The 23059-nt window shown below is 64.9% G+C and carries 16 protein-coding genes, 1 rRNA gene and 2 pseudogenes; 16 read left to right on the top strand and 3 right to left on the bottom strand.

Annotated features, from left to right (window positions below; translation table 11 throughout):
• Positions 1-10 precede the first annotated feature (10 nt).
• Positions 11-1189, top strand: a complete 1179-nt coding sequence (locus BJ6T_RS29805; RefSeq protein ID WP_014496263.1) for an acyl-CoA dehydrogenase family protein — start codon at positions 11-13, stop codon at positions 1187-1189.
• A gap of 30 nt (positions 1190-1219) precedes the next feature.
• Complete coding sequence (locus tag BJ6T_RS29800) at positions 1220-1639, top strand: RidA family protein (protein ID WP_014496262.1); 420 nt, start codon at positions 1220-1222, stop codon at positions 1637-1639.
• Positions 1640-1840: 201 nt separating this feature from the next.
• Here BJ6T_RS29800 and BJ6T_RS29795 read toward each other — a convergent pair whose 3' ends face one another.
• A complete protein-coding gene (locus tag BJ6T_RS29795) occupies positions 1841-2881 on the bottom strand; it encodes a Bug family tripartite tricarboxylate transporter substrate binding protein (RefSeq protein ID WP_014496261.1) in 1041 nt (346 codons plus the stop codon).
• A gap of 212 nt (positions 2882-3093) precedes the next feature.
• A complete protein-coding gene (locus tag BJ6T_RS29790; protein ID WP_038959548.1) occupies positions 3094-4065 on the bottom strand; it encodes a LysR family transcriptional regulator in 972 nt (323 codons plus the stop codon).
• Between the two features lie 173 nt (positions 4066-4238).
• Here BJ6T_RS29790 and BJ6T_RS29785 point away from each other — a divergent pair, with 173 nt between their 5' ends.
• The 11 genes and pseudogenes from BJ6T_RS29785 to BJ6T_RS29735 all read left to right on the top strand — a co-directional run bounded on the left by BJ6T_RS29785 (position 4239) and on the right by BJ6T_RS29735 (position 17897).
• On the top strand, positions 4239-4859 hold the full coding sequence (locus BJ6T_RS29785; protein WP_014496259.1) for a UbiX family flavin prenyltransferase: 621 nt from the start codon (positions 4239-4241) through the stop codon (positions 4857-4859).
• Positions 4860-4884: 25 nt separating this feature from the next.
• A complete protein-coding gene (locus BJ6T_RS29780; RefSeq protein WP_039228313.1) occupies positions 4885-6306 on the top strand; it encodes a UbiD family decarboxylase in 1422 nt (473 codons plus the stop codon).
• A 127-nt stretch (positions 6307-6433) separates the two neighbouring features.
• Complete coding sequence (locus BJ6T_RS29775) at positions 6434-7273, top strand: helix-turn-helix transcriptional regulator (RefSeq protein ID WP_014496257.1); 840 nt, start codon at positions 6434-6436, stop codon at positions 7271-7273.
• 143 nt (positions 7274-7416) lie between these two features.
• Positions 7417-10407: pseudogene (locus BJ6T_RS29770) on the top strand (xanthine dehydrogenase family protein molybdopterin-binding subunit); the annotation flags it as partial.
• 4 nt (positions 10408-10411) lie between these two features.
• On the top strand, positions 10412-11227 hold the full coding sequence (locus BJ6T_RS29765; protein WP_028169657.1) for an FAD binding domain-containing protein: 816 nt from the start codon (positions 10412-10414) through the stop codon (positions 11225-11227).
• Positions 11224-11742: a (2Fe-2S)-binding protein gene (locus BJ6T_RS29760; RefSeq protein WP_014496254.1), complete on the top strand. Its 519-nt coding sequence runs from the start codon at positions 11224-11226 to the stop codon at positions 11740-11742. Before BJ6T_RS29765 ends, BJ6T_RS29760 begins: the two co-directional genes overlap by 4 nt.
• Entirely contained in the window at positions 11735-13279 is a 1545-nt protein-coding gene (locus BJ6T_RS29755; protein WP_014496253.1) for an AMP-binding protein, read from the top strand. Before BJ6T_RS29760 ends, BJ6T_RS29755 begins: the two co-directional genes overlap by 8 nt.
• Positions 13280-13308: 29 nt before the next feature.
• On the top strand, positions 13309-14115 hold the full coding sequence (locus tag BJ6T_RS29750) for an enoyl-CoA hydratase/isomerase family protein (RefSeq protein ID WP_014496252.1): 807 nt from the start codon (positions 13309-13311) through the stop codon (positions 14113-14115).
• A gap of 73 nt (positions 14116-14188) precedes the next feature.
• A complete protein-coding gene (locus BJ6T_RS29745) occupies positions 14189-15520 on the top strand; it encodes an MFS transporter (RefSeq protein ID WP_014496251.1) in 1332 nt (443 codons plus the stop codon).
• 63 nt (positions 15521-15583) lie between these two features.
• Positions 15584-17281, top strand: coding sequence for a GMC family oxidoreductase (locus tag BJ6T_RS29740; protein WP_014496250.1), 1698 nt, complete (start codon positions 15584-15586; stop codon positions 17279-17281).
• Between the two features lie 214 nt (positions 17282-17495).
• A complete protein-coding gene (locus BJ6T_RS29735; protein ID WP_014496249.1) occupies positions 17496-17897 on the top strand; it encodes a VOC family protein in 402 nt (133 codons plus the stop codon).
• Between the two features lie 24 nt (positions 17898-17921).
• On the opposite strand, the gene BJ6T_RS29730 is transcribed toward BJ6T_RS29735, so the two are convergent.
• Positions 17922-18836 (bottom strand): LysR family transcriptional regulator, encoded by a 915-nt coding sequence (locus BJ6T_RS29730; RefSeq protein ID WP_014496248.1) that lies wholly within the window; start codon positions 18834-18836, stop codon positions 17922-17924.
• Positions 18837-18925: 89 nt separating this feature from the next.
• Between BJ6T_RS29730 and BJ6T_RS29725 the strand changes: the two genes are divergently transcribed.
• From BJ6T_RS29725 to BJ6T_RS29715, 3 genes and pseudogenes are all read left to right on the top strand, one after another.
• Entirely contained in the window at positions 18926-19849 is a 924-nt protein-coding gene (locus BJ6T_RS29725) for a hypothetical protein (protein WP_014496247.1), read from the top strand.
• Positions 19846-20858 (top strand): annotated as a pseudogene (locus tag BJ6T_RS29720) (DUF2891 domain-containing protein). The gene BJ6T_RS29725 and the pseudogene BJ6T_RS29720 overlap by 4 nt, the downstream one beginning before the upstream one ends.
• A gap of 710 nt (positions 20859-21568) precedes the next feature.
• Positions 21569-23057: ribosomal RNA gene (locus BJ6T_RS29715) — 16S ribosomal RNA — on the top strand.
• Positions 23058-23059: the final 2 nt, after the last annotated feature.

The following is a 23059-nucleotide window of genomic DNA, read 5'->3' as shown; positions in this document are numbered from 1 at the left end:
GAGAGATCAGATGAGCTCCACGGCGAAAGTGATCCGGCGCGACTGGCTCGACTGGCCGTTTTTCGAGCCGCGTCATCATGCGGTCGGCGAGGCGCTCGACCGCTTCGTGCAGTCGGGGGCTCTCGACATAATCGATCACACTGATGTCGATGGCGCCTGCCGCAAGCTGGTGCGCGCGATGGGCGAGGCGGGGGTGCTCGATTGCGCCGTCGCGGCGCCCGACGGCGATGCGACGACGATCGATTCCCGCTCGATCTGCCTGTCGCGGGAGTCGCTCGCCTATGCCGATGGCCTCGCCGATTTCGCCTTCGCCATGCAGGGGCTCGGCTCCGGCGCGATCGCGCTCGGCGGCTCGGCGGATCTGCGCAAGGCCGTGCTGCCGAAAGTTCGCGCCGGCGAATGGCTGACGGCCTTCGCGCTGTCCGAGAAGGAGGCGGGATCGGACGTCGCGGCGATGTCCTGCACGGCGCGGGCCGATGGCAATGACTACGTCATCGATGGCGAGAAGACCTGGATCTCCAACGGCGGTATTGCCGATGTCTACACGCTGTTTGCGCGAACGGGCGAGGCCCCGGGCGCCCGCGGCATCTCGGCCTTTGTCGTTTTCCCGGATGATCCTGGCTTCGACATCGCCGACCGCATCGACGTCATCGCGCCGCATCCGCTGGCGACGCTGCGCTTCACCAATTGCCGGATTCCGGCGAGCCGTCGCCTCGGCGCGCCGGGCGGCGGCTTCAAGCTCGCGATGCAGACCCTCGATATCTTCCGTGCGTCGGTCGCAGCCGCGGCCCTCGGCTTTGCGCGGCGGGCACTGGACGAAGCGCTGTCGCATGCGCGCAGCCGGCACATGTTCGGTGCGACGCTGGGAGATCTTCAACTGACCCAGGTCGCGCTCGGCGACATGGCGACGGAGACTGACGCCGCCGCGCTCCTGACCTACCGCGCGGCCTGGCGCCGCGACGTCCAGAAGCTTCCGACGACGCGCGAAGCCGCCATGGCGAAGCTGACGGCAACCGAGACCGCGCAGCGCGTCATCGACCGCGCCGTCCAGATGTTCGGCGGCCGCGGCGTGCGCAAGGGTGAGATCGTCGAAAGCCTCTACCGCGAAATCCGCGCGCTGCGCATCTACGAGGGCGCGACCGAGGTCCAGAAACTGATTGTCGCGCGCGATCTCCTGAAGCCGCGCTGAGAGGATCGAGAACCCCGCATGAGTACAATGATGAAATCAGAAGCCGCCGCTACTGGCGGCCTTCAAGTGCTTCAGCCCAGCGGCTGGCCGCAGCCGAAGGGATATGCCAACGGCATCATGGCCGATGGACGTCTCGTTGTGACGGGTGGTGTCGTCGGCTGGGATATCGCAGGCCGGTTTGCCGACGGGTTTGTCGCGCAGGTTCGGCAGACGCTCGAAAACATCGTTGCGATCCTGGCGGAAGGCGGCGCCCGGCCGGACCATCTCGTGCGCCTGACATGGTATGTCGTCGACATGGATGAATACACCGCGAATCTGAAGGCGCTCGGCAGGGCCTATCGCGAGGTGGTCGGCAGCCACTACCCCAGTATGGCGCTCGTGCAGGTGGTGCGCCTGGTCGAGCCATCCGCGCGCGTCGAGATCGAAGCGACTGCCGTGGTCCCGCGCTGACGAGGGCGTGTGCGAAGGTGCCGCCGCCCGTCGCGAGGGCCCATGGGCCGCTACGCGACCGGAATGAACGCATATCCTTGCCCTTCTTCGACCACTCTGCCGATGCCTGGTCGACCTAGATGAACGCCGGCCAGCCACGTCTGCACATTTGCTGCGTCCCGGAGCAATTTGATCCGGCTGGCCCGCGCCACGGCTTCGAGGTTACATCGGCTCGATGCCGATCTTCTTGATGACCGCGGCCCATTTCGTCGTTTCCGATGTCATGAAGTCCTTCAGGCCTTGTGGGTCCATCACCATGGGCTCGGCGCCTTGCTCGACGAAGAGGGCGCGCACCTTCGGATCGTTCACGGCTTCCGCCATTGCCGCATAGAGCCTGTCGAGCACGGCCTTTCCCGTGCTCGCGGGCGCGAGCAGAGCAAGCCAAGCGGCGCTCTCGTAATTCTTGAGGCCCGCCTCCGCGGCGGTCGGCACATCCGGCAGCGCGGTCATGCGCTTGTCGCTGGCCACCGCGAGCGGGCGTGCATCGCCGCTCTTGATCAGGCTGATGACGTTCGGCAATAGCTGGAAGCCAAGCGGGACCTGGCCCGCGATGAAGTCCGGCGTGTAGGCGGCGATATTGCGATAGGGAACGTGCGTGATCTCGGTGCCCGTGAGCTGCTCGAAATAGGCGGCCGCCAGATGCTGCGACGAGCCGACGCCGACCGTTCCGTAGTTCAGCTCCCGCGGATGCGCCTTGGCGTAGTCGATCAGCTCGTTCAGCGATTTCGGTGGCAGCCTCGAATTGATCACGATGACATTCGGTAACGTCGCGAACAGGCCGATCGGGACGAGATCCTTCTGCGGATCATAGGGCAGCTCCTTGTACAGCGACTTGTTCGCGGCCAGCGGACCGGAGGTGCTCATAAGCAGCGTGTAACCGTCGGGTGCGGCATGCGCCGCGGCCGCGGTGCCAATATTGCCGCCGGCGCCGGGACGATTGTCGACCACGAAGGCCTGTCCGAGTGACATCGACATGCGGTTGAGCAGAATACGCGTGATGACGTCGCTGGCGCTGCCGCCGGCGAAGGGCACAAGCACCTGGACCGGGCGGGTCGGATAGTCTTGCGCATTTGCATGCCGCATTCCCGTTGCTGCGAGCAGGGCGGCGCCACCGAGCGAGAGCAGCGACCTCCGGTCAGGACGAAATCCCTCGCTCTGCTGATGAGCGCCATCTGTGATCTTGCTGCGACCGAACCGTGCCATCTCGGACTGAATCTCCCGACTGTGTCTTGTTCTGCGAGCCCAGGGAGCGTCCGGGACGGGAGTCGTCGGGGATGAGCGCCAGGTCGCGATTTTCTGCGCCTGGACCGTAGTTAGCAGGCTGCTACGACCGTCATGCCTGCAGGTCTCAAAACTTACCAACCCGTCTCATTTTGCGGTGGGCGCGACATCTTGTCCGAGCAGGAATTCTGCACTCAAGAGAACGCTTTCCGCCGCCTCTTGCTGCGCGTCTTGCGGGGCGATGAGGTCGTGCTGCCAATGAAAGGCTCCACAAACTCTCTCGCCACGGCAGCCGCTTGCGCAAGATCGTGGCTGATGACATCGAGCACCGCCTTGGCCGCGACCGACACCGCTCGCCGCGGGTGATGCACCCAGGCAATCGAGCGCACGATCCGTTGCTGGTCGAAGCGATGCGCCCGGATGGCGCCGCTCGCGAGCGATTGCCGGAGCGCGATGGTCGGCAGCACCGTGGCAAAATTGGTGGTCGCGATCACGTCGCACAGCGCGGGGAGGGTGTCGAGCTCGAGCCGTGGCCGCAGGTCGATGCCGATTGCGGCGGCGTGCTCATCCAGGATCAGCCGCAGACCGTGGCGCTTGGACGGCAGCACGAGGTCGAAATTCGCGATGTGGTCGAACCGCAGTTTTGCCGGTGGCTTGATAGGGCTGTCCTTGCGGCAGGCGAACACCATCTCCTCGTCCATGATGTGATGCGCGGCCAGCGGCGTCTTCCGGCGCGGCACGTTGATCAGCGCGAAATCGAGCTGGCCTGTGTTGACCCAGTCGACCAGCGTCTCGGTATAGCCCTCGCAGGCGGACAGCGTGATCTCGGGATAACGACTGGCGACCGCCGCCGACGAACTGGCCATCGTGCTCTGCGCCACCGACGTGATGAGGCCGACCGAGACCCGCCCCGAAATGCGCCCGCCGAGCTGCGCCATCTCCTGCCGCGCGTGCTCGGCGTCGCGCACGATCGGAGCGGTCAGCCGCACCAGCGCCTCGCCGGCGCTGGTCAGATTCATGCCCTGGACGCTGCGGTCGAACAGCTTTTGGCCGAGCTCGGCCTCGAGCTTGGCGATCTGCATGCTCAGCGCGGGCTGCACGATGTTGAGCTGGCGCGCAGCGCGGGTGACGTTCTTTTCCTCCGCCAGGCATAGGAAATATTGCATCTGCCTGAGTTCCACGGGGCCTGTCCTTCGTTCGCCGGTCCTGCTCGCTGGCATCATCACAGATGATGGATGATATAATCAATCATTATTTGTAGTGATGGGCGGGATTGCCTAGTCTCGTGGCGGACCGCGCGGCCTCGAGGGTCGGGCCGTCTGGGAGCGAAATCAGACATATGCAGGACGCCACACCCAAACGGATGATCATCGGCATTTCCGGCGCCTCGGGCGTCACCTATGGCGTGCGCCTGCTGCAGCTCCTGCGCAATGCCGGCGTCGAGACGCATCTGGTGATGTCGAAGACCGCTGAGCTGACCTTTGCCTACGAGACCGATTTGAAGATCGCGGAAGTGAGGGAGCTCGCCAATGTCTGCCATGCGATCGACGACATGGCCTCGGCAATCTCCAGCGGCTCGTTCCGCACCGCCGGGATGATCGTGGCGCCGTGCTCGATGCGCTCGATGTCCGAGATCGCCTCGGGCGTGACCACGACGCTGCTCACTCGCGCCGCCGACGTCGTGCTCAAGGAGCGCCGGCGGCTGGTGCTGATGGTGCGCGAGACCCCGCTGCACACCGGGCATCTCAGGACGATGACGGCCCTGTCGGAGATGGGCGCGATCATCGCCCCGCCCGTGCCGGCCTTCTACGCAAAACCCGAGAACCTCGAAGACATGGTCGAGCACACCGTCGGCCGTGTGCTCGACCTTTTCGACATCGATATCGGCGTTGTGCGCCGCTGGGGTGAGGACGAGGCGCTCAAGCGCCGCGTACCGCCGCTGCGCAAGATCGCGCCCTGACCTGAAGACCTGAGGAATGACCCGTATGCGAATGGAAAATGTTGCGAGGAGAGGCGCGAACGCGCCCGCCGATCTGCGCGCCTGGCTCGCGTTTCTCGCCGAGCGCGGCAAGCTCGCGATCGCCCGCGAGGGCATTGAGCTGGCCGACGAGCTCGCCGCCGTTGCCAAGCGGCTGGAGCGCGATAGCGCGGTGCTGTTTCCGCGCCCCGATGGGCACGAGATTCCTGTTGTCGCAAACCTCTTTGCTGGCCGTGACTGGGTCGCCGATTCCATCGGCGTGACAGAGGACCAGTTGCTGCCACGGTTCCTGGCTGCCGCAACCCATCCGCTGCCGACGCATGAGGTCGCGAGCGGACCGGTGCAGGACGTCGTCCACGAGGACGTCGATCTGCTGCGTCAACTCCCGGTGCCCAAGCACAATGAGCGGGACAGCGGCCCCTACATCACGGCAGGGCTGCTGATCGCGCGCAACCCGAAGACAGGTGTACAGAACGTCTCGATCCACCGCTGCCAGATCAGCGGCAAGAACCGCATCGGCGTGCTGCTGCTGCCGCGGCACACCTTCTCCTACTACCGCCTCGCGGAAGAGCTGGGCCAGGCACTGGAGATCGCGATCGTGATCGGCGCCCATCCCGCCTTGATGCTGGCCTCGCAGGCGATTGCCGCGCTTGACGAGGACGAGATGGCGATTGCCGGTGCGTTGCTCGGCGCGCCCGTCGACGTCGTGAAGTGCCGCACCAATTCAGTCCGCGTGCCCGCCCACGCGGAGATCGTCATCGAGGGACGCATTCTTCAGGGCGTGCGCGAACCGGAAGGTCCGTTCGGCGAATTCCCCCAATATTATGGTCCGCGCGCCAATCGCGAGGTGATCGAGGTCGATGCGATCACGCATCGTGCGAAGCCGATCTTCCATACCATCGTGGGCGGCGGTTTTGAGCACCTGATCCTCGGCGGCGTGCCGCGCGAGGCGACGCTGCTCCAGCATCTGCGACGCAGTTTTCCTGGCGTGATCGACGTCCGCCTCACGCGCGGCGGCACCTGCCGCTACCACCTCGCGATCAAGATCGACAAGGCGAACGACGGCGAGCCCAAGAACATCATGATGTGCGCCTTCGGCGCCCATTACGACATCAAGCAGGTGGTCGTGGTCGACAAGGACGTCGACATCTCCTCGTCCGAGGAAATCGAATGGGCAGTGGCGACGCGCTTCCAGGCCGACCGCGACCTCATGGTCGTCGCCGGCGCGCTCGGCTCGAAGCTCGATCCGACCACCGACAATGGCATCAGCGCCAAGATGGGTCTCGATGCGACCGCGCCGGTCAGCGCGCCCGAGCTCGCTTTCAAGCGCATTCGCGTCAAGGGCGAGGAGGAGGTCGATCTCGCCACCGCCTTGCAGGCCGACCCCGGCGCTGCGGTCGCGCGGCTTCTTTCGGAGACGCGTGCATGAGCGGATTACCACTCGGAAGCAACTTGCGTCGGTTTGCACCGTTGGAATATGAAGCGGGTGCCGCTTATAGTGCCGCGCCAACGAAGCAATCATTTTGCAGCGCAACGCTGCCGGGAGGAAGGAACTGATGTCGACGGCCCTGCGCATCGCTCATGGCGCTTTCGGCAGGGTCGCTCTGCTCGACATGGACCGTTCGCTCGTCCGCCACGCTCATCATCACTGCCACGTCCTGCTCAAGGTCGAGGGCTCCGACACGCAGTTTCTGGTGGGCGACCAGGTCACGCCGCTGACGGATACGGCCGCCGTGCTCGTCGACGGCTGGAAGCCGCATGCCTATGTGCACGACGCCAACCGTCCGCGCACGCTGATCATGGCGCTCTATATTGAGCCGGAATGGCTGAAGGAGTTCCGTCCCGGCTGGGCGGCCAGCGGCGCGCCGGGCTTTTTCGAGCGGCCGTCGGGCGAGGTGTCGCCGCGCATCCGTCAGCTCACGCTGCATCTGGCGGCCGAAATGATGGCGAATCCGGATGCGGTGCGGACCCACGAGCAGACGCTCTCGGATCTCATGATCGCGGTGATCGAGCGCTTCACGCCCTGGCGCAGCTTCCCGACCTCGATCCGCGGCATGAGCGCGGTGAGCTGCGATTGGCGCATCCGTCGCGCGATGGATGCGATGCGCGTGCACGATTCCTATGCCAACGTCGATCAGTTCGTGAAGGGCGCAGGCCTCTCGCGCGCGCAGTTCTTCCGCCTGTTCGAGACCTCGCTCGGCGTCTCGCCAAAGCTCTATCTCAACGTCGTCCGCATGGAGCGCGCGCTCGATGCTGTGATGCGCGAGGACACGCCGCTCGGCGAGCTCAGCGAGCGTTTTGGCTTTCCGGAGCCTGCGCATTTCACGCGTTTCTTCCGCGATCACGCCGGCGTCAGCCCGCGCGAGTTTCGCAACGTCTCGCGTCTCGCGGGTTGAGTCTTTCGGGCTGATATTGCGCTGCACGCTCTCGAATGAGACGATTTGGTAAGTCGTGAGAGCGGGCGGTATGGCTCCCGCACCCCCAGTCCTGACAAACGTCATCGTCGCGTCAAAGAACGCGTCGGGAGGTATGCCGGGACATGTTGCAGGCGGTCAAATCCGCAAATCCGGGAAGTGGCGATGAGCCGTGGGTCGGGCGTTCGATCGAGCGCGTCGAGGATGCCGCATTGCTCAGCGGCCGCGGCCGCTTCATCGACGATCTCGGTGTCCAGCCCGGCACGCTGCACGCGACGATCCTGCGCTCGCCGCATGCGCATGCCGATATTCTTTCGATCGACGTTGAAGCCGCGAAGCGTCTGCCGGGCATTGCCGCGGTTCTGACCGGCAGCGACGTCAAGGCCGTCACGACGAGCCTCGTCGTCGGCGTAAAGGCGCCGGTGGAGTGTTGGCCGATCGCGATGGACCGCGTGCGCTATGTCGGCGAGCCGGTCGCTGTGATCGTCGCGACTGATCGTGCACGCGCCGAGGATGCGGCCGAGCTGATCAACGTCGAGTATCGCGCGCGGGCTGCCGTCATCGATCCGCTCGGGACGCTCGCGCAGGGCGCGCCCGTCCTGCATGACGGCTTTCCAGGCAATCTCGCCAGCGACCGTGCCTTCCGCTACGGCGATCCCGAGAAAGCCTTTGCGGACGCGCCGCATCGCTTCTCCATCGACATCCGCTATCCCCGCAATTCCTGCACGCCGATCGAGACCTATGGCGTCGTCGCCTCGCACGATGCCGGCGAGGATGCCTATGAGGTTCTGGCCAATTTCCAGGGGCCGTTCAGCATCCACACCGTGATCGCTCGGGCGCTGAAAGTGCCGGGCAACCGGTTGCGGCTGCGCACACCGCCGGATTCCGGCGGCAGCTTCGGCGTCAAGCAGGGCGTGTTTCCCTACATCGTGCTGATCGCGGCGGCCGCGCGCGTCACGGGTCGGCCAGTGAAGTGGATCGAGGACCGGCTCGAGCATCTTACCGCGTCGGTCTCGGCGACCAACCGCGCGACGACGTTGTCGGCGGCGGTCGCAGCAGACGGAAAGATCCTCGCGCTGGACTGGGACCAGGTCGAGGATTGCGGCGCGCATCTGCGCGCGCCTGAGCCTGCCACGCTCTACCGCATGCACGGCAACCTGACCGGCGCCTACGACATCCGCCACGTCAACATCCGCAACCGTGTCGTCGTCACCAACAAGACGCCAACCGGTCTCAATCGGGGCTTTGGCGGCCCGCAGGTCTATTTCGCGCTGGAGCGCCTGGTACAGCGGATCGCGATCGGCCTTGGCCTCGATCCGCTCGATGTCATCAAGCGCAATCTGATCGACGCCGGCGCGTTTCCCTATCGCACTGCGACCGGTGCCTTGCTCGACTCCGGCAATTACCAGGACGCCGTCGCGCTCGCAGTCGAGCAGGGCAGGCTCGCGGAACTGAAGGCGAAGCGCGACGAGGTGCGGGCGCAGGGGCGTCTCTATGGCATCGGCTTCACCGCGGTGGTCGAGCCCAGCGTCTCCAACATGGGCTACATCACCACCGTGCTGACGGCGGCGGAGCGCCGCAAGGCGGGTCCGAAGAACGGCGCGCAGGCGACGGCCACCGTCGGCCTCGATCCGGTCGGCAGCGTCACCGTCCACGTCGCGTCCGTGCCGCAGGGGCAGGGCCATCGCACCGTGCTGTCGCAGGTGGTTGCCGACGTCTTCGGCCTCCAGCCCAGGGATATCCGCGTCAACACCGAGATCGACACCGCCAAGGATGCCTGGTCGATCGCCTCGGGCAACTACGCCAGCCGTTTCGCCGCAGCCGTGGCGGGCACGGCAAAGCTCGCCGCGGAGCGCGTCGCCGGCCGTCTTGCCCGCATCGCCGCCAGCCAGTTGAACGTCGAAGCCGCCGACATCGTGTTTGCAAAAGGTTTCGTCGCCTCCAGGCACAATCCGGAGAACCGGATCGCGTTCTCACGCGTCGCAGCGCTCAGCCACTGGTCGCCGGGCTCGCTGCCTGATGATGCCGGCCAGACCATCCGCGAGACCGTGTTCTGGACACCGCCGGAGCTGACGCCGCCTGACGACGAGGACCGCATCAACTCCTCGCTCTGCCACGGCTTCATCTTCGATTTCTGCGGCGTCGAGATCGATCCGACGACGCTGGAGACGCGGATCGATCGCTACGTCACTATGCACGACTGTGGCACCATCCTGCATCCCGGCATGGTCAACGGCCAGATCCGAGGCGGCTTTACCCAGGCGCTCGGCGCGGCGCTCTACGAGGAATACGCCTACGCCGAGGACGGCAGCTTCCTGACGGGAACGCTCGCCGATTATCTGCTGCCGACCACGACCGAGGTGCCGGAGCCGCAGATCATCCACATGGAGACGCCGTCGCCGTTCACGCCCCTCGGCGCAAAAGGCGTCGGTGAGGGCAATTGCATGTCCACACCTGTCTGCATAGCCAATGCGGTTGCGGATGCGCTCGGCATTGCCGATATCACCTTGCCGCTGGTGCCGGCGCGGCTTGCAGAGCTGGTGCGCGGTGCCGAACCGCCGCCTCCCGCTGGCGGTGCGACTGCTGCGCCTGTGCGCGAAGGCGACCGGCGTTTGCGCGGTGAGGGACAGGCCTCGGTCAAGGGCGCACCCGAGCAGGTCTGGGCGATGCTGCTCGATCCCGCCACCCTGCAATCCGTCATTCCCGGCTGCCAGAGCGTGGACAAGATCACCGACACGCATTTCCGCGCCGACGTCACGCTCGGCATTGGCCCGGTCAGCGGGCGTTATCGCGCCGATGTCGAACTGTTCGACCTCGATCCGCCGCGTGCAGTCACCTTGCGCGGCGGTGCCACCGGCGCGCTCGGCTTCGGCAACGCCGAGGGGCGCATCACACTCGCGCCCGACGGCAAGGGTGGGACAAAGCTGACCTACAGCTACGACGCCGCGATCGGCGGCAAGGTGGCGAGCATCGGCGGCCGCCTGCTCGACGGCGCGACGCGCGTCATCATCGGCCAGTTCTTCACCGCACTAGCCCGCAAGGTTGGCGGTGGTGGCGCGGAGGGCGGCGTCTCGCTCTTCGCGCTGCTTGCAAAACTAGCCAGCTTGTTCGGGGGCGCCGATGAAGCCGCCCGCATTCGACTATCTCCGTGCCGAAACCCTTGGCGACGTCCTCGAAGGACTCGCGCAGCAGGGCGGCGATGCCCGTGTGCTCGCGGGCGGGCAGTCGCTGATGGCGATGCTGAACATGCGCCTCGCCAAGCCAAAACTGCTGATCGACATCATGCGCATCAGGGAGCTGCGTCAGATCGAGCGGAACGGCGATGCCGTCACCATCGGTGCCGGTGTGCGCCAGGCCGATCTCCTGGCATGGCCTGACCTTGCCGAGGCGCTGCCGCTGGTCGCGCTGGCATTGCCCTGGGTCGGGCACATGCAGACCCGCAGCCGCGGCACGATCTGCGGCTCGCTCGCGCACGCCGATCCCAGCGCCGAGATGCCGCTGACGCTGGTTGCGCTCGGTGGCGAGGTGTTGCTGCGCAGCGCCAAGCGGCGGCGGTGCGTTGCCGCCAAGGACTTCTTCGCCGGCATGATGCTGACCGCGCGCGCCGATGACGAACTGATCGAGGGCATCTCGCTGCCCGCCGTCAGGGGATCGCGCTTCGCCTTTCGCGAGGTCGCACGCCGTCACGGCGACTTCGCCATCGTCGCCTGCGCCGCGATGAAGACGCCGACGGGCGTGCGTCTCGCCGTCGGCGGTGTCGCCGACGTTCCGACCGCGCGCGACTGGCCGCGGCTGGAGGGCAGCGCGCTCGATGATGCCCTCAATGCCTTCGCCTACGAGCTCGGCGCGCGCGACGACGTCCACGCCACCGCGCGCTACCGCCGCGACCTCGTGCGCATGATCGGCCGCGATCTGATCGGCGAGGTGCTGCAATGACCCGCCTCGAGGCAGATCGGCGTCATGCCGTCCGTTTCTCGCTCAACGGCAAGCCTGTCGAGGGCGAGGCCGAGCCGCGCACATTGCTGTCCGATTTTCTGCGCCACCAGCTCGGCGCGACCGGCACCCATGTCGGCTGCGAGCATGGCGTCTGCGGTGCCTGCACCATCGTCGTCGACGGTATGCTGACGCGATCTTGTCTTACGCTCGCGGCGCAGGTCGATGGCTGCGAGCTCAGGACGGTCGAGGGGCTCGCACCGTCGGCGGACCGGCTCGGCGTGCTGCAGCAGGCGTTCCGCCGCAACCACGCGCTCCAGTGCGGCTTCTGCACCGCCGGCATTTTGATGTCGCTCGACCATTATCTCGCGAAGAACCCGGCGCCGACCGAGGCCGAGATCCGCGACCTCCTCAGCGGGCATATCTGCCGCTGCACCGGCTACACACCGATCATCCAGGCGGCGCTCGAAGCCGCCGCCGAACTCGCTTCATCCAAAAAAGAGACGTCCGATGCTTGATCTCGCCAGCAGCTTCATCGCCAGCGCCGCGCGCGATCCCCATGCGATTGCGCTGGTCGACGGTGATCTGCGCCTGACTTACCGGCAATGGTACGACAAGATCTCCGCGCTGGTGGCATCCTTCGATCGCCTTGGCCTCAAGCCCGGCGATCACGTCGTCACGCTGCTGCAAAACCGCTGGGAGGCGGCGACGCTGCACTGGGCCTGCCAGTTCGCAGGGCTGGTGATCACGCCGATCAACTGGCGCGCCAAGGCTGACGAGCTCGATTACTGCATCGAGAACGCCGAGGCCTGCGCGATCGTCTATCAGGACATCTCCGCGGCGGCGGTGCAGGGCTCGGCGCTGGCAGCCAAGCTGCTGCGTGTGTCCGTCGATCCCGGGACGGGGGAGGCCACCAGCTTTGCCGATCTGATCAAGGACAGCGCGCCGGACGCCGAGGCGCGTGTCGGCACCGATGCCTGGTCGATCATGCTCTACACGTCGGGCACGACCTCGCGGCCGAAGGGCGTGCCGCGGCGGCATCGCGCCGAACGCGCCGCGGCGATCGCCCATGTCGCGCAAAATCTCTACGGCCGCGGCGAGCGCACGCTCGGCGTCATGCCGCTCTACCACACCATGGGCGTCCGCTCGCTGCTGGCGATGTCGCTGATCGGCGGCAGCTTCATCTGCTTGCCGCGCTATGACAGCCGTCAGGCGCTGACGCTGATCGAGCAGGAGGAGATCACCAACCTCTATCTGGTCCCCACGCTCTATCACGACCTCGTTCATCACGAGGCCTTTGCCAGGACCGACGTCTCCAGCGTGCGCAAGCTCGGCTTTGCCGGCGCCTCGATGACCGACGGCCTTCTCAAGAAGCTGAACGAGGCGTTCAAGCCGGAGTTGTTCGTCAATCACTACGGCAGCTCCGAGATCTACACCTTTACGATCGACCAGAACGCCGCCGCAAAGCCCGGCTCGGCCGGCAAGGCGGGGCTGAACCAGCACGTCAAGGTCGTGCGCATCGGCGCGAAGTCGGTCGCAGAGCTTGCCGCGGTCGGCGAGGAGGGCGAGATCATCGCCACGCTCGCCGGTGACGAGGCCTTCGAAGGCTACTGGCGCCGCCCCGAGGCCGACGCCAAGTCGCTGCGCGAGGGCTGGTATTTTACCGGCGATACCGGCTTCGTCGATCCCGACGGCGATCTCTTCGTCACCGGCCGCGTCGACGACATGATCATCACCGGCGGTGAGAACGTCTCGCCGGTGGAGATCGAGAGCTGCCTGTCGTTGCATCCCGCGGTCGACGAGGTCGCGGTGGTCGGCGTTGCCGACGAGAAATGGGGCAAGGTCGTCGCCGCCTTCGTCAAGCGCAATCGCCCTGTGTCGGACGTCGAGCTGGAGCAGTTCTGCCGGACCACGGGGCTTGCCAATTTCAAGCGGCCTCGGCGCTACGTTTTCGTCGACGCCATTCCCAAATCGCCGGTCGGAAAATTGCTGCGGCGACTGCTCGTCGCCGGTGAATACGAAGCCGAGCGCCTGCCGCCATCAGACGCGGCCTGATCAATAACCATCAACAGAAGGAAGCACAAATGCCGTCAGCCTATACGTTTACCGATCCCCGACTCGCAAAACTCGACGGGTTCAAGGTCGAGATCGACGAGGTGCATGAGCGCGCCGACATCATCTTAGGGAGGCCGCCCTACAATGTCGTGGCGATGCCGCAGCGCGACCAGCTGCGCCTGACCTTCGAGACGCTGGACGAGGATCCGCGCGTCCGCGTGATCGTGGTGCGCGGCGAGGGCGAGCATTTCTCCAGCGGCGGCAATATCGGCGGCTTCATGGAGGCGAGCCCCGAGCATGTATCCAAGCTCGCCTGGAACATCGCCGCGCCCGCGCGCTGCGCCAAGCCCGTGATCGTAGCCAACCGCGGCTATTGCTTCGGCGTCGGCTTCGAGCTGTCGCTGGCCTGCGACTTCCGCATCGCCTCCGAGACCACGCAATACGCGCTGCCGGAGCAGAAGCTCGGCCAGATCCCGGGCTCGGGCGGCTCTGCGCGTCTCCAGAAAATGGTCGGCATCACCCGCACCAAGGACATCGTGATGCGCTCCAAGCGCATCTCGGCCAAGCAGGCCTATGACTGGGGCATCGCCACCGAGTGCGTGCCCGATGCCGAGCTGGAGAAGGCGACCGACAAGCTGGTCGACGAGCTCCGCACCTTCTCGCCGCTGGCGCAGCGCACGGCCAAGAAGCTCCTCAACGACACCGAGGATTCGACGCTCGCCATCGCGATCGAACTCGAAGGCCATTGCTACAGCCGCCTGCGCCAGTCGGAAGACTTCAAGGAAGGCGTCGAAGCCTTCAACGCCAAGCGTCCGCCGAAGTTCACCGGGCGCTGATGCGCGACAAAAACCGCCGTGGTTCGCAATGACGCGAGCCGCGGCTCTTTCAAAACGGGGGAGGTAAAACAACATGGCTGAGATGGATATGCCGGTCGCCGGCGCGCAAGCGTCGGCGGATAACAAGCAGATGGTCAATGCGATCATCGCATCGGTGCTCGGATGGGCGCTGGATCTGTTCGATTTGTTCATTTTGCTTTACGTGGCGCCGGTCGTCGGCGCACTGTTCTTTCCGTCGAGCAACCCGGCGTTGTCGCTGGCTGCGGTCTACGGCTCGTTCGCCGTGACGCTCCTGATGCGGCCGCTCGGCTCGGCGGTGTTCGGGCATTATGCCGACGTGCACGGCCGCAAGCAGGCCATGCTGATCGCCATCATCGGCGTCGGCGTCAGCACGGCGGCGTTCGGCTTGCTGCCGACCATCGCCCAGGTCGGCGTGATCGCGCCGATCATCTTCCTGATCCTGCGCCTCGTGCAGGGCATCTTCGTCGGCGGCGTCGTGGCTTCCACCCACACCATCGGCACGGAATCGGTGCCGGCGCAATGGCGCGGCGCGATGTCTGGCCTGGTCGGCGGCGGTGGCGCCGGGATCGGTGCGCTGCTCGCGTCCTTCATCTTCCTGATCACGTCCTCGATCTTCCCCGGTGATGCCTTCGCGGTATGGGGCTGGCGCTTCATGTTCTTCTCGGGGCTGCTGAGCTCGCTGCTCGGCTGGTTCATTTTCCGCAACCTCGAGGAATCGCCGTACTTCAAGGAGCTCAAGCGTCAGCAGGGTAACAAGCAGGCGAAGGTCTCGAAGGCACCGGTCAAGGACGTGTTCTCCGGCGCATATCGCGGCGTGCTGCTGGTCAACCTTCTCATCACCTTCGGCGGTGGTGCCGGCTATTACCTGACCTCGGGCTATCTGCCGAGCTTCCTGAAAGTCATCAATGCGGTCCCGAACCAGACCTCGTCGCTGATCCTGATGGGCGCGAGCGTGTCGGCGTTCTTCTCGGCCGTGCTGGTCGGCGCGCTGAGCGATCGTATCGGCCGGAAGAAGACGTTCCTCCTGATCGGTGTTCTGGCCGCGGTGCTGCTGCCGCTGTGCTACCTCAATCTCGCGGCGACCAAGGACACGACGCAAATCGCGCTCTATGCGCTGGCCATCGCCTTCATCGGCAATGCCGGCTATGCGCCGGTGCTGATCTTCCTCAATGAGCGTTTTCCGACCGCACTGCGCGCGAGCGGCACGGGTCTGTCCTGGAACATCGGCTTTGCGCTGGGCGGTATGATGCCGACCTTCGTCTCGCTGGTGAGCGGCAGCCCGGCGGAGATCCCGATGTCGCTGGCCTACTTCGCAGTCGGCGTGTTCGTGATCTACCTGATTGGTGCGGTCGTGATCCCCGAGACCAAGGGTAACTTCCGCTGAGCCAAATCGGCGCGGCCGCATTCGTGGCCGCGCCGATCCATCGAATTGCGCGATGAGACGGGAATGGATGGGCTGGATTTCGACGACGTGATCGTCGGTGGCGGGTCGGCGGGCTGCGTGCTCGCCAATCGGCTTTCCGCAGACGGAAGCCGCCGCGTGCTTCTGATCGAAGCCGGGATGGACACGCCGCCGGAGGCGACGCCGCCGGAAATCCTCGACAGCTATCCGATGACGCTGTTCTTCGGCGACAAATACATCTGGCCGGGCCTGTCAGCGGCGGCCGGCCGCAACGCCGAGGGCAAGCCGGTCGTTCGCGCCTACGAGCAGGGGCGGGTGATGGGCGGCGGATCCAGCATCAACGTGCAATCGGCCAATCGCGGCCTGCCGCGCGACTATGACGAGTGGCGCGATCTCGGCGCCCGGGGCTGGGGCTGGGCGGATGTGCTACCGTACTTCCTCAAGCTCGAAACGGACCTGGATTTCGACGGCCCACTGCATGGCAAGCACGGCCCGATCCCGATCCGCCGCATCGCGCGCGAGGCGATGCCGCCGTTTGGCCACGCCGTCGGCGAAGCGTTGTCGGCGACCGGCCTGCCGTTCCGAAAGGACCAGAACGGCGAGTTCGAGGACGGCATCTTTCCGCCGGCCTTCTCCAATCGCAACGACCGGCGCGTCTCGACCGCAGCCGGATATCTCGACGCAGCAACGCGCGCGCGGCCGAATCTGACCATCTGGGCGGACAGCGAGGTCGAACAGCTCCAGGTCGATGGCCGCCGCGCGACGGGCGTGGTGGTCGCGCGGGGCGGTCATAAGCTCACCATTGGCGCTGGCCGCGTGATTCTCACGGCAGGCGCGGTGCAATCGCCTGCGATCCTGATGCGGGCGGGCATCGGCCCGGGTGCGGCGCTGCAAGCGCTCGGCATTCCCGTGGCGATCGATCTCCCCGGCGTCGGCAGCAATCTGCGCGATCATCCCGCGTTGACCTTCTGTCAATATTTGCCGCGGCGGTTGCGGTTGCCGCTTGCCCGGCGGCGCCCCAATTTCGCGGCGATGCGCTTCTCGTCCGAACATCCCGGCTGCGACGCCTCCGACATGTACATCACGGCCTCGGCGCGCGGCGGGTGGCATGCGCTGGGCACGCGGCTTGGTCTCTACTTTCTGTGGTGCAACCGGCCGTATTCGAGCGGCTCGCTCACGCTGGCGAGCCGCGACCCGAAAACCCATCCTGTTGTCGATCTCAACCTGATCTCCGACCGACGCGATCTCGAACGGATGGTCGCGGCCGTCCGGGTGCTCGCGAAGCTTTTCGTCCATCCCGCGCTCAACCCGGAGGCGGACGATTTCTTCCCGGCCTCCTTTTCTCCGCGTATCAAGCGGCTGAGCCGGTACGGCACCGTCAATCGCATCGTTGCGTCCATCCTCGGGCCGATGCTCGACATACCCGCGGGCCTCAGGGCGCTTCTGATCCGGCTCGTGCTGCTCAACGGCACGGCCTTCCAAGCGACGCTTGAAGACGACCGTGCCCTCGAAGCCTTCGTACGGCAAAGCGTGTTCGGAGTCTGGCATCCGGTGGGGACATGTCGCCTGGGCGATCCCGCCGACCGGATGGCGGTGGTCGATTCCGGGGGCAGGGTGATCGGCAGCGAGAACATCTTTGTGGCGGATGCCTCGATCATGCCGCGGCTGCCGACGGCCAATACCAATATCCCCGTGATCATGGCGGCCGAGAAGATCAGTGATGCCCTGCTGTCGCGAAATTGAGCTTTGTGCTGCGGGCGGCTATCTCGGCTTCCAGCCCCTGTGGGACTGGATCACCGAGGCCGAGCCGGACCTGTTCAACTAGGATCGTGACCTCGGGGCGGGGCAGTTGCCCGGCTCGCCGAATTGCGCCGCGCCCAGACATCGTGAGATATAACAGCGGGCGGCTTATCGCATTTGTGCGAGCCGCCGCCGCAACGGTGAGGAGCAGGGCGACATGGTCAATGGTCTGCCGAGCGAAGTTGAAGTCATCACATTGTTCGTCGATGACATTGCGTCGTCGAAAGCGTTTTACGCCAGGGTTTTCACATCCGAGACGGTCTGGGAAGATGCGGTCTCATCCGTGCTTCGATTTGGTGGGCTCCTGGTCAATCTTCTCGACGCGTCTCAGGCACCGCCGCTTGTCGAGCCGCTGCGTGTCGCGCAGTCCTCCGCAGGGGCGCGCGCACTCCTGACGATCAGGGTCGTCGACGTCGATCAGGTCTGCTCAGCCCTGCGGGAGATTGGCGTCGATCTGCTCAATGGCCCGATCGACCGTCCGTGGGGGCGACGAACTGCGTCCTTTGCCGACCCCTCAGGCCATGTCTGGGAGATCGCGCAGCTGATTGAGCGGAAATAGCGGCTGGCGCCGGCCCGCCGATCGCTACAGCCTCCCGCAGACGCGATTGACCAGTTCGATGAACCAGCGCAACGCCGGATCGGCCATGGCGCGGCGCGTGTGGAGAAGGTCGATGGGGAACGCCTCCACATCGTAGGGAATCGGAACGACAGACACGCCGGCGGCTGTCGCGAAGCGGCGCGCGACGCGCTCGGCCATGGTTGCCACGAGATCGGTGCCGGCGACGGCAAACGGCACCGCGACGACATGGGCAAGCGTGATCGCGGTCCGGCGCTTGCGTCCGTGCCGGCTCAGCATCGTGTCGATTGCGCCGGGAAGTCCGTCGCCGCCGGCCGAGGAGAACAGCACATGCGGGAGCCGCGTGTAATCGTCCTTGGTGAGACGGGCTTTCAGTTTGGCGCGTTTGGCGTCGCGAATGCAGACGAATCTCTCCGTGAAAAGCGTAGATCGGATGATGCGCGGGGAAGCGGGAAGATGGCCACCCATCAGCGCGTCGACATCGCCGTGTTCCAGGCTCGCGACACTCGCGGCCGGATCAATGATGGGGCGCACCACGAGATCGATACCAGGCGCCTCCCGCCGCAACGCCTCGACCAGTCGCGGCACCACGACGAGGTCGCCATAGTCGGTCGCCGCAATGGACAGGCGATGGCGGGCTGTTGCCGGATTGAAGGCCGATGTGGGTTCAAGCACGCCCCTGATCTGCCCCAGAGCGTCGCTGATCGGCCGCGCCAGCGCCAGCGCCTTGGCCGTCGGCTGCATGCCGGAGGCCGAGCGCACGAACAGCTCATCGCCAAACAGCGCCCGCAGCCGCGTCAGCGTGCTGCTCATGGACGGTTGCGCCAGGCCGATGCGTTGGCCGGCTCGGGTCACATGGCGTTCCTCCATCAGCGCCTCGAAGGCGACCAGGAGGTTGAGGTCGACGGAAGCCAAATTCATTTGAACAATGATAGATATGGTAATAATCGATTTCAAGAATGATGCGGGGTGTGGTCTCCTGGCGAAGACGACATGATTGGGCGCGGCGTATGCGATCCTCACTCCTGCACTTCATCCCGCGCGGACCGACATTGCTGGCGCTTGGCGTCCTGCTTGGATTGGCCTTTCCGGCGCTTGCGGACCTCGCTCGCCCCCTGATGCCAACCACGATCTTCCTGATCGTGCTGGGAACGCTGTTGCGGATCGACAGTCAGGCCGTCGTCGCAACGCTGCGACGGCCATCGCTTTCCGTGCTCTTGCCGGCCGTCGTCATGGTGGCCTGTCCGCTCGTGATCGGTGTTGCCGGTCACGCCTTGAACCTTGGCCCGGAGATCGCGCTTGCGGCCGTGCTCGCCGTCTCGGCGCCGCCATCGAGCGGAACGGCAGCAGTGGCACGCATGCTTGGGCTCGACGGTGCGGTGCCGCTCGTGGTGACGGTGTTGTCCATGGTGCTGGCTCCGGTCACCGTGCCGCTTCTTGCAGGCTGGTTCGGCGGACTCGAGATCAGCGCGCTCGAGCTCGCGCTTCGCCTGGCGCTGTTGATCGGCGGCGCCGAAGGCGTGGCTTTCCTGGTCCGCCGGCACGCAGCCCCGGTGCTGGCGGCCCATGGCGGGATGGTCGACGGGATCATCGTCGCGGCACTTCTCGTCTTTGCGGTGGCGACGATGGCTGACATTCGTGCGCAGATCGCGGCGGATGTGCAGGCCGCCACGCTCTGCCTCGGGCTCGCCTTCGCTTGCAATATCGCCCTTCAAACAGCTGGTGTCGTGCTGCTGCCGGGCAATTTGAGCCAGCGGTTGACCGTCGGGCTCATCCTCGGCAACCGCAATGTCGGCCTGGTCTGGTCGGCGCTGGGTGCTGCCGCCTCGCCACGCATGGCGCTATACTTCGCCGCGACGCAATTTCCGATCTACCTCCTGCCGCGCCTGATCGAGACATTGATCGGCCGGAACACTGGAAAGGCCAAGCCGTGACCACGCCCCGTCTCACTCCCGAACAGGCCCAGCATTTCGCTCGTATCGCGCTCGGCCATGTCGGGCGTGAATATCCCAACAATGTGGACCACGCGCTGGCCGAGCCGGCGGATGCCCGCACGCCGAGCCAGCTGCATCCGATCTTCTACGGCAGCTACGACTGGCACTCCTGCGTCCACAGCTACTGGATGCTGGCGCGGCTGCTGCGCCGGTTTCCCGATTTCGCGGCGGCGGCTGACATCCGCACGTTGTTCGACACGCAGTTCGTGCCCGAGAAGGTTGCCGCCGAGCGCGCTTACTTCACTCGCCCGACTGCCCGCGGCTTCAAGCGGCCGTATGGCTGGGCCTGGCTGCTGAAGCTCGCGACCGAGCTCGCGCTCCAGACCGACGACCGCTGGAGCCGCAATCTCGCGCCGCTGGCCGACATCATCGCGCAACGCTTTCGCGACTTCCTGCCGTTGGCGTTCTATCCCGTACGCGTCGGCACCCATTTCAATACGGCGTTTGGCCTGCGGATGGCGGCAGACTACGCCGGCATCAAAAAGGATGAAGCGCTCGCCAGGTTGCTGCACGAGACTGGCCAGCGCTGGTATGGTGAGGACACCGACTGCCCCGCCTGGGGAGAGCCGAGCGGCGACGACTTCCAGTCCTCAGCTCTTATCGAGGCCGAGTGCATGCGGCGCCTGTTGCCCTCGGACGCGTTCCTGCCCTGGTTCGATCGGTTCCTGCCGCGGCTGGTCGAACGACGGCCGACAACGCTGTTCAAGCCTGCGACGGTCACCGATCGCACCGACGGCAAGATCGCTCATCTCGATGGGCTCAATCTCAGCCGCGCCTGGTGCTGGCGTTCTCTCGGCGAGGCCTTGCCGGCAGGCGACCCCGCCGCGTCGCTGCCCATGAAGCGGCGCGGGAGCATCTGGCCGCGGGCCTCCCCCATATCACCGGTCACTACATGGGAGAGCACTGGCTCGCGAGCTTTGCCGTGCTTGCACTGGATGATGAGAACTGAGCGGGCAGGGGCCTTCCGCGGCTCATTCAATCTGCGGTCATGATCAACCGAAGGCGCGCGTTCGCATGTCTAGCCTCACCGCGCGGCAACACGGTGAACCGGGCGTCGATCAGAGAGAGAAGGGGGGCTGCGGTTCTGGCTATCTGAGTGCGCGGGTGGAAGGGCGATGAGCGTCCGGGCTAACCAGGACGAGCAGGCTTGCGGCTCGGCTACGCGGAGACGAGAGAATGGGCGATGTGGAGAACTTTTTCATTTTTCGCTTGAAGTCACATGAGCGAGCGTCTATCTCACCGACCACTGAGCGCGGCGCCGCCGGGTCACTGACCAGGGCGAGCGAACGCGCCACTGATGCTCCTCACCTTGTTGAGTGACACAACAATCGACGTAAGTCGATTGGGGTTCATCCATCGTCGGTAGGGGTGTCGGAACCCTTCCTCTCAGGAAGGTTGGGGGCCTCTCCGGTCCCGGGCTGTTTGACAAGTGAAGATGAAGAAAGAGAAACGTGGACGGCGGAGTCCTTGCGGGTCTCGCATCTCGAAAGCTTCGGCTTTTCTGATCGAGACCGGACGAAAGACTTCGGCGGTACACGTTTTAAAGGAAACACCATCGCTGCCAGCGATGTGAATCGCGGGCAGCTCGACGACTTCGGTTGTCGAAATAATGGTGGGACCTCGTCAAACGTTGTGATCAGCCGGTTCAAAGTTCAAGTCCAACTTGAGAGTTTGATCCTGGCTCAGAGCGAACGCTGGCGGCAGGCTTAACACATGCAAGTCGAGCGGGCGTAGCAATACGTCAGCGGCAGACGGGTGAGTAACGCGTGGGAACGTACCTTTTGGTTCGGAACAACACAGGGAAACTTGTGCTAATACCGGATAAGCCCTTACGGGGAAAGATTTATCGCCGAAAGATCGGCCCGCGTCTGATTAGCTAGTTGGTGAGGTAATGGCTCACCAAGGCGACGATCAGTAGCTGGTCTGAGAGGATGATCAGCCACATTGGGACTGAGACACGGCCCAAACTCCTACGGGAGGCAGCAGTGGGGAATATTGGACAATGGGGGCAACCCTGATCCAGCCATGCCGCGTGAGTGATGAAGGCCCTAGGGTTGTAAAGCTCTTTTGTGCGGGAAGATAATGACGGTACCGCAAGAATAAGCCCCGGCTAACTTCGTGCCAGCAGCCGCGGTAATACGAAGGGGGCTAGCGTTGCTCGGAATCACTGGGCGTAAAGGGTGCGTAGGCGGGTCTTTAAGTCAGGGGTGAAATCCTGGAGCTCAACTCCAGAACTGCCTTTGATACTGAGGATCTTGAGTTCGGGAGAGGTGAGTGGAACTGCGAGTGTAGAGGTGAAATTCGTAGATATTCGCAAGAACACCAGTGGCGAAGGCGGCTCACTGGCCCGATACTGACGCTGAGGCACGAAAGCGTGGGGAGCAAACAGGATTAGATACCCTGGTAGTCCACGCCGTAAACGATGAATGCCAGCCGTTAGTGGGTTTACTCACTAGTGGCGCAGCTAACGCTTTAAGCATTCCGCCTGGGGAGTACGGTCGCAAGATTAAAACTCAAAGGAATTGACGGGGGCCCGCACAAGCGGTGGAGCATGTGGTTTAATTCGACGCAACGCGCAGAACCTTACCAGCCCTTGACATGTCCAGGACCGGTCGCAGAGATGTGACCTTCTCTTCGGAGCCTGGAGCACAGGTGCTGCATGGCTGTCGTCAGCTCGTGTCGTGAGATGTTGGGTTAAGTCCCGCAACGAGCGCAACCCCCGTCCTTAGTTGCTACCATTTAGTTGAGCACTCTAAGGAGACTGCCGGTGATAAGCCGCGAGGAAGGTGGGGATGACGTCAAGTCCTCATGGCCCTTACGGGCTGGGCTACACACGTGCTACAATGGCGGTGACAATGGGATGCTAAGGGGCGACCCTTCGCAAATCTCAAAAAGCCGTCTCAGTTCGGATTGGGCTCTGCAACTCGAGCCCATGAAGTTGGAATCGCTAGTAATCGTGGATCAGCACGCCACGGTGAATACGTTCCCGGGCCTTGTACACACCGCCCGTCACACCATGGGAGTTGGTTTTACCTGAAGACGGTGCGCTAACCCGCAAGGGAGGCAGCCGGCCACGGTAGGGTCAGCGACTGGGGTGAAGTCGTAACAAGGTAGCCGTAGGGGAACCTGCGGCTGGATCACCTCCTTTCT

It is taken from the genome of Bradyrhizobium japonicum USDA 6, assembly GCF_000284375.1.
GTDB classification, from domain to species: Bacteria; Pseudomonadota; Alphaproteobacteria; order Rhizobiales; family Xanthobacteraceae; genus Bradyrhizobium; species Bradyrhizobium japonicum.
Note: the sequence above shows the minus strand (reverse complement) of the source record. Positions and strands in the feature narration are given on the sequence as shown.

Coding starts and splice junctions, on each gene's coding strand:
- BJ6T_RS29765 (WP_028169657.1), top strand. CDS start 10,412: ATGAAGCCGCCCGCATTCGACTATCTCCGTGCCGAAACCCTTGGCGAC.
- BJ6T_RS29795 (WP_014496261.1), bottom strand. CDS start 2,881: ATGGCACGGTTCGGTCGCAGCAAGATCACAGATGGCGCTCATCAGCAG.
- BJ6T_RS29750 (WP_014496252.1), top strand. CDS start 13,309: ATGCCGTCAGCCTATACGTTTACCGATCCCCGACTCGCAAAACTCGAC.
- BJ6T_RS29740 (WP_014496250.1), top strand. CDS start 15,584: ATGGATGGGCTGGATTTCGACGACGTGATCGTCGGTGGCGGGTCGGCG.
- BJ6T_RS29735 (WP_014496249.1), top strand. CDS start 17,496: ATGGTCAATGGTCTGCCGAGCGAAGTTGAAGTCATCACATTGTTCGTC.
- BJ6T_RS29745 (WP_014496251.1), top strand. CDS start 14,189: ATGGCTGAGATGGATATGCCGGTCGCCGGCGCGCAAGCGTCGGCGGAT.
- BJ6T_RS29805 (WP_014496263.1), top strand. CDS start 11: ATGAGCTCCACGGCGAAAGTGATCCGGCGCGACTGGCTCGACTGGCCG.
- BJ6T_RS29790 (WP_038959548.1), bottom strand. CDS start 4,065: ATGCAATATTTCCTATGCCTGGCGGAGGAAAAGAACGTCACCCGCGCT.
- BJ6T_RS29730 (WP_014496248.1), bottom strand. CDS start 18,836: ATGAATTTGGCTTCCGTCGACCTCAACCTCCTGGTCGCCTTCGAGGCG.
- BJ6T_RS29760 (WP_014496254.1), top strand. CDS start 11,224: ATGACCCGCCTCGAGGCAGATCGGCGTCATGCCGTCCGTTTCTCGCTC.
- BJ6T_RS29785 (WP_014496259.1), top strand. CDS start 4,239: ATGCAGGACGCCACACCCAAACGGATGATCATCGGCATTTCCGGCGCC.
- BJ6T_RS29780 (WP_039228313.1), top strand. CDS start 4,885: ATGCGAATGGAAAATGTTGCGAGGAGAGGCGCGAACGCGCCCGCCGAT.
- BJ6T_RS29725 (WP_014496247.1), top strand. CDS start 18,926: ATGCGATCCTCACTCCTGCACTTCATCCCGCGCGGACCGACATTGCTG.
- BJ6T_RS29755 (WP_014496253.1), top strand. CDS start 11,735: ATGCTTGATCTCGCCAGCAGCTTCATCGCCAGCGCCGCGCGCGATCCC.
- BJ6T_RS29775 (WP_014496257.1), top strand. CDS start 6,434: ATGTCGACGGCCCTGCGCATCGCTCATGGCGCTTTCGGCAGGGTCGCT.
- BJ6T_RS29800 (WP_014496262.1), top strand. CDS start 1,220: ATGAAATCAGAAGCCGCCGCTACTGGCGGCCTTCAAGTGCTTCAGCCC.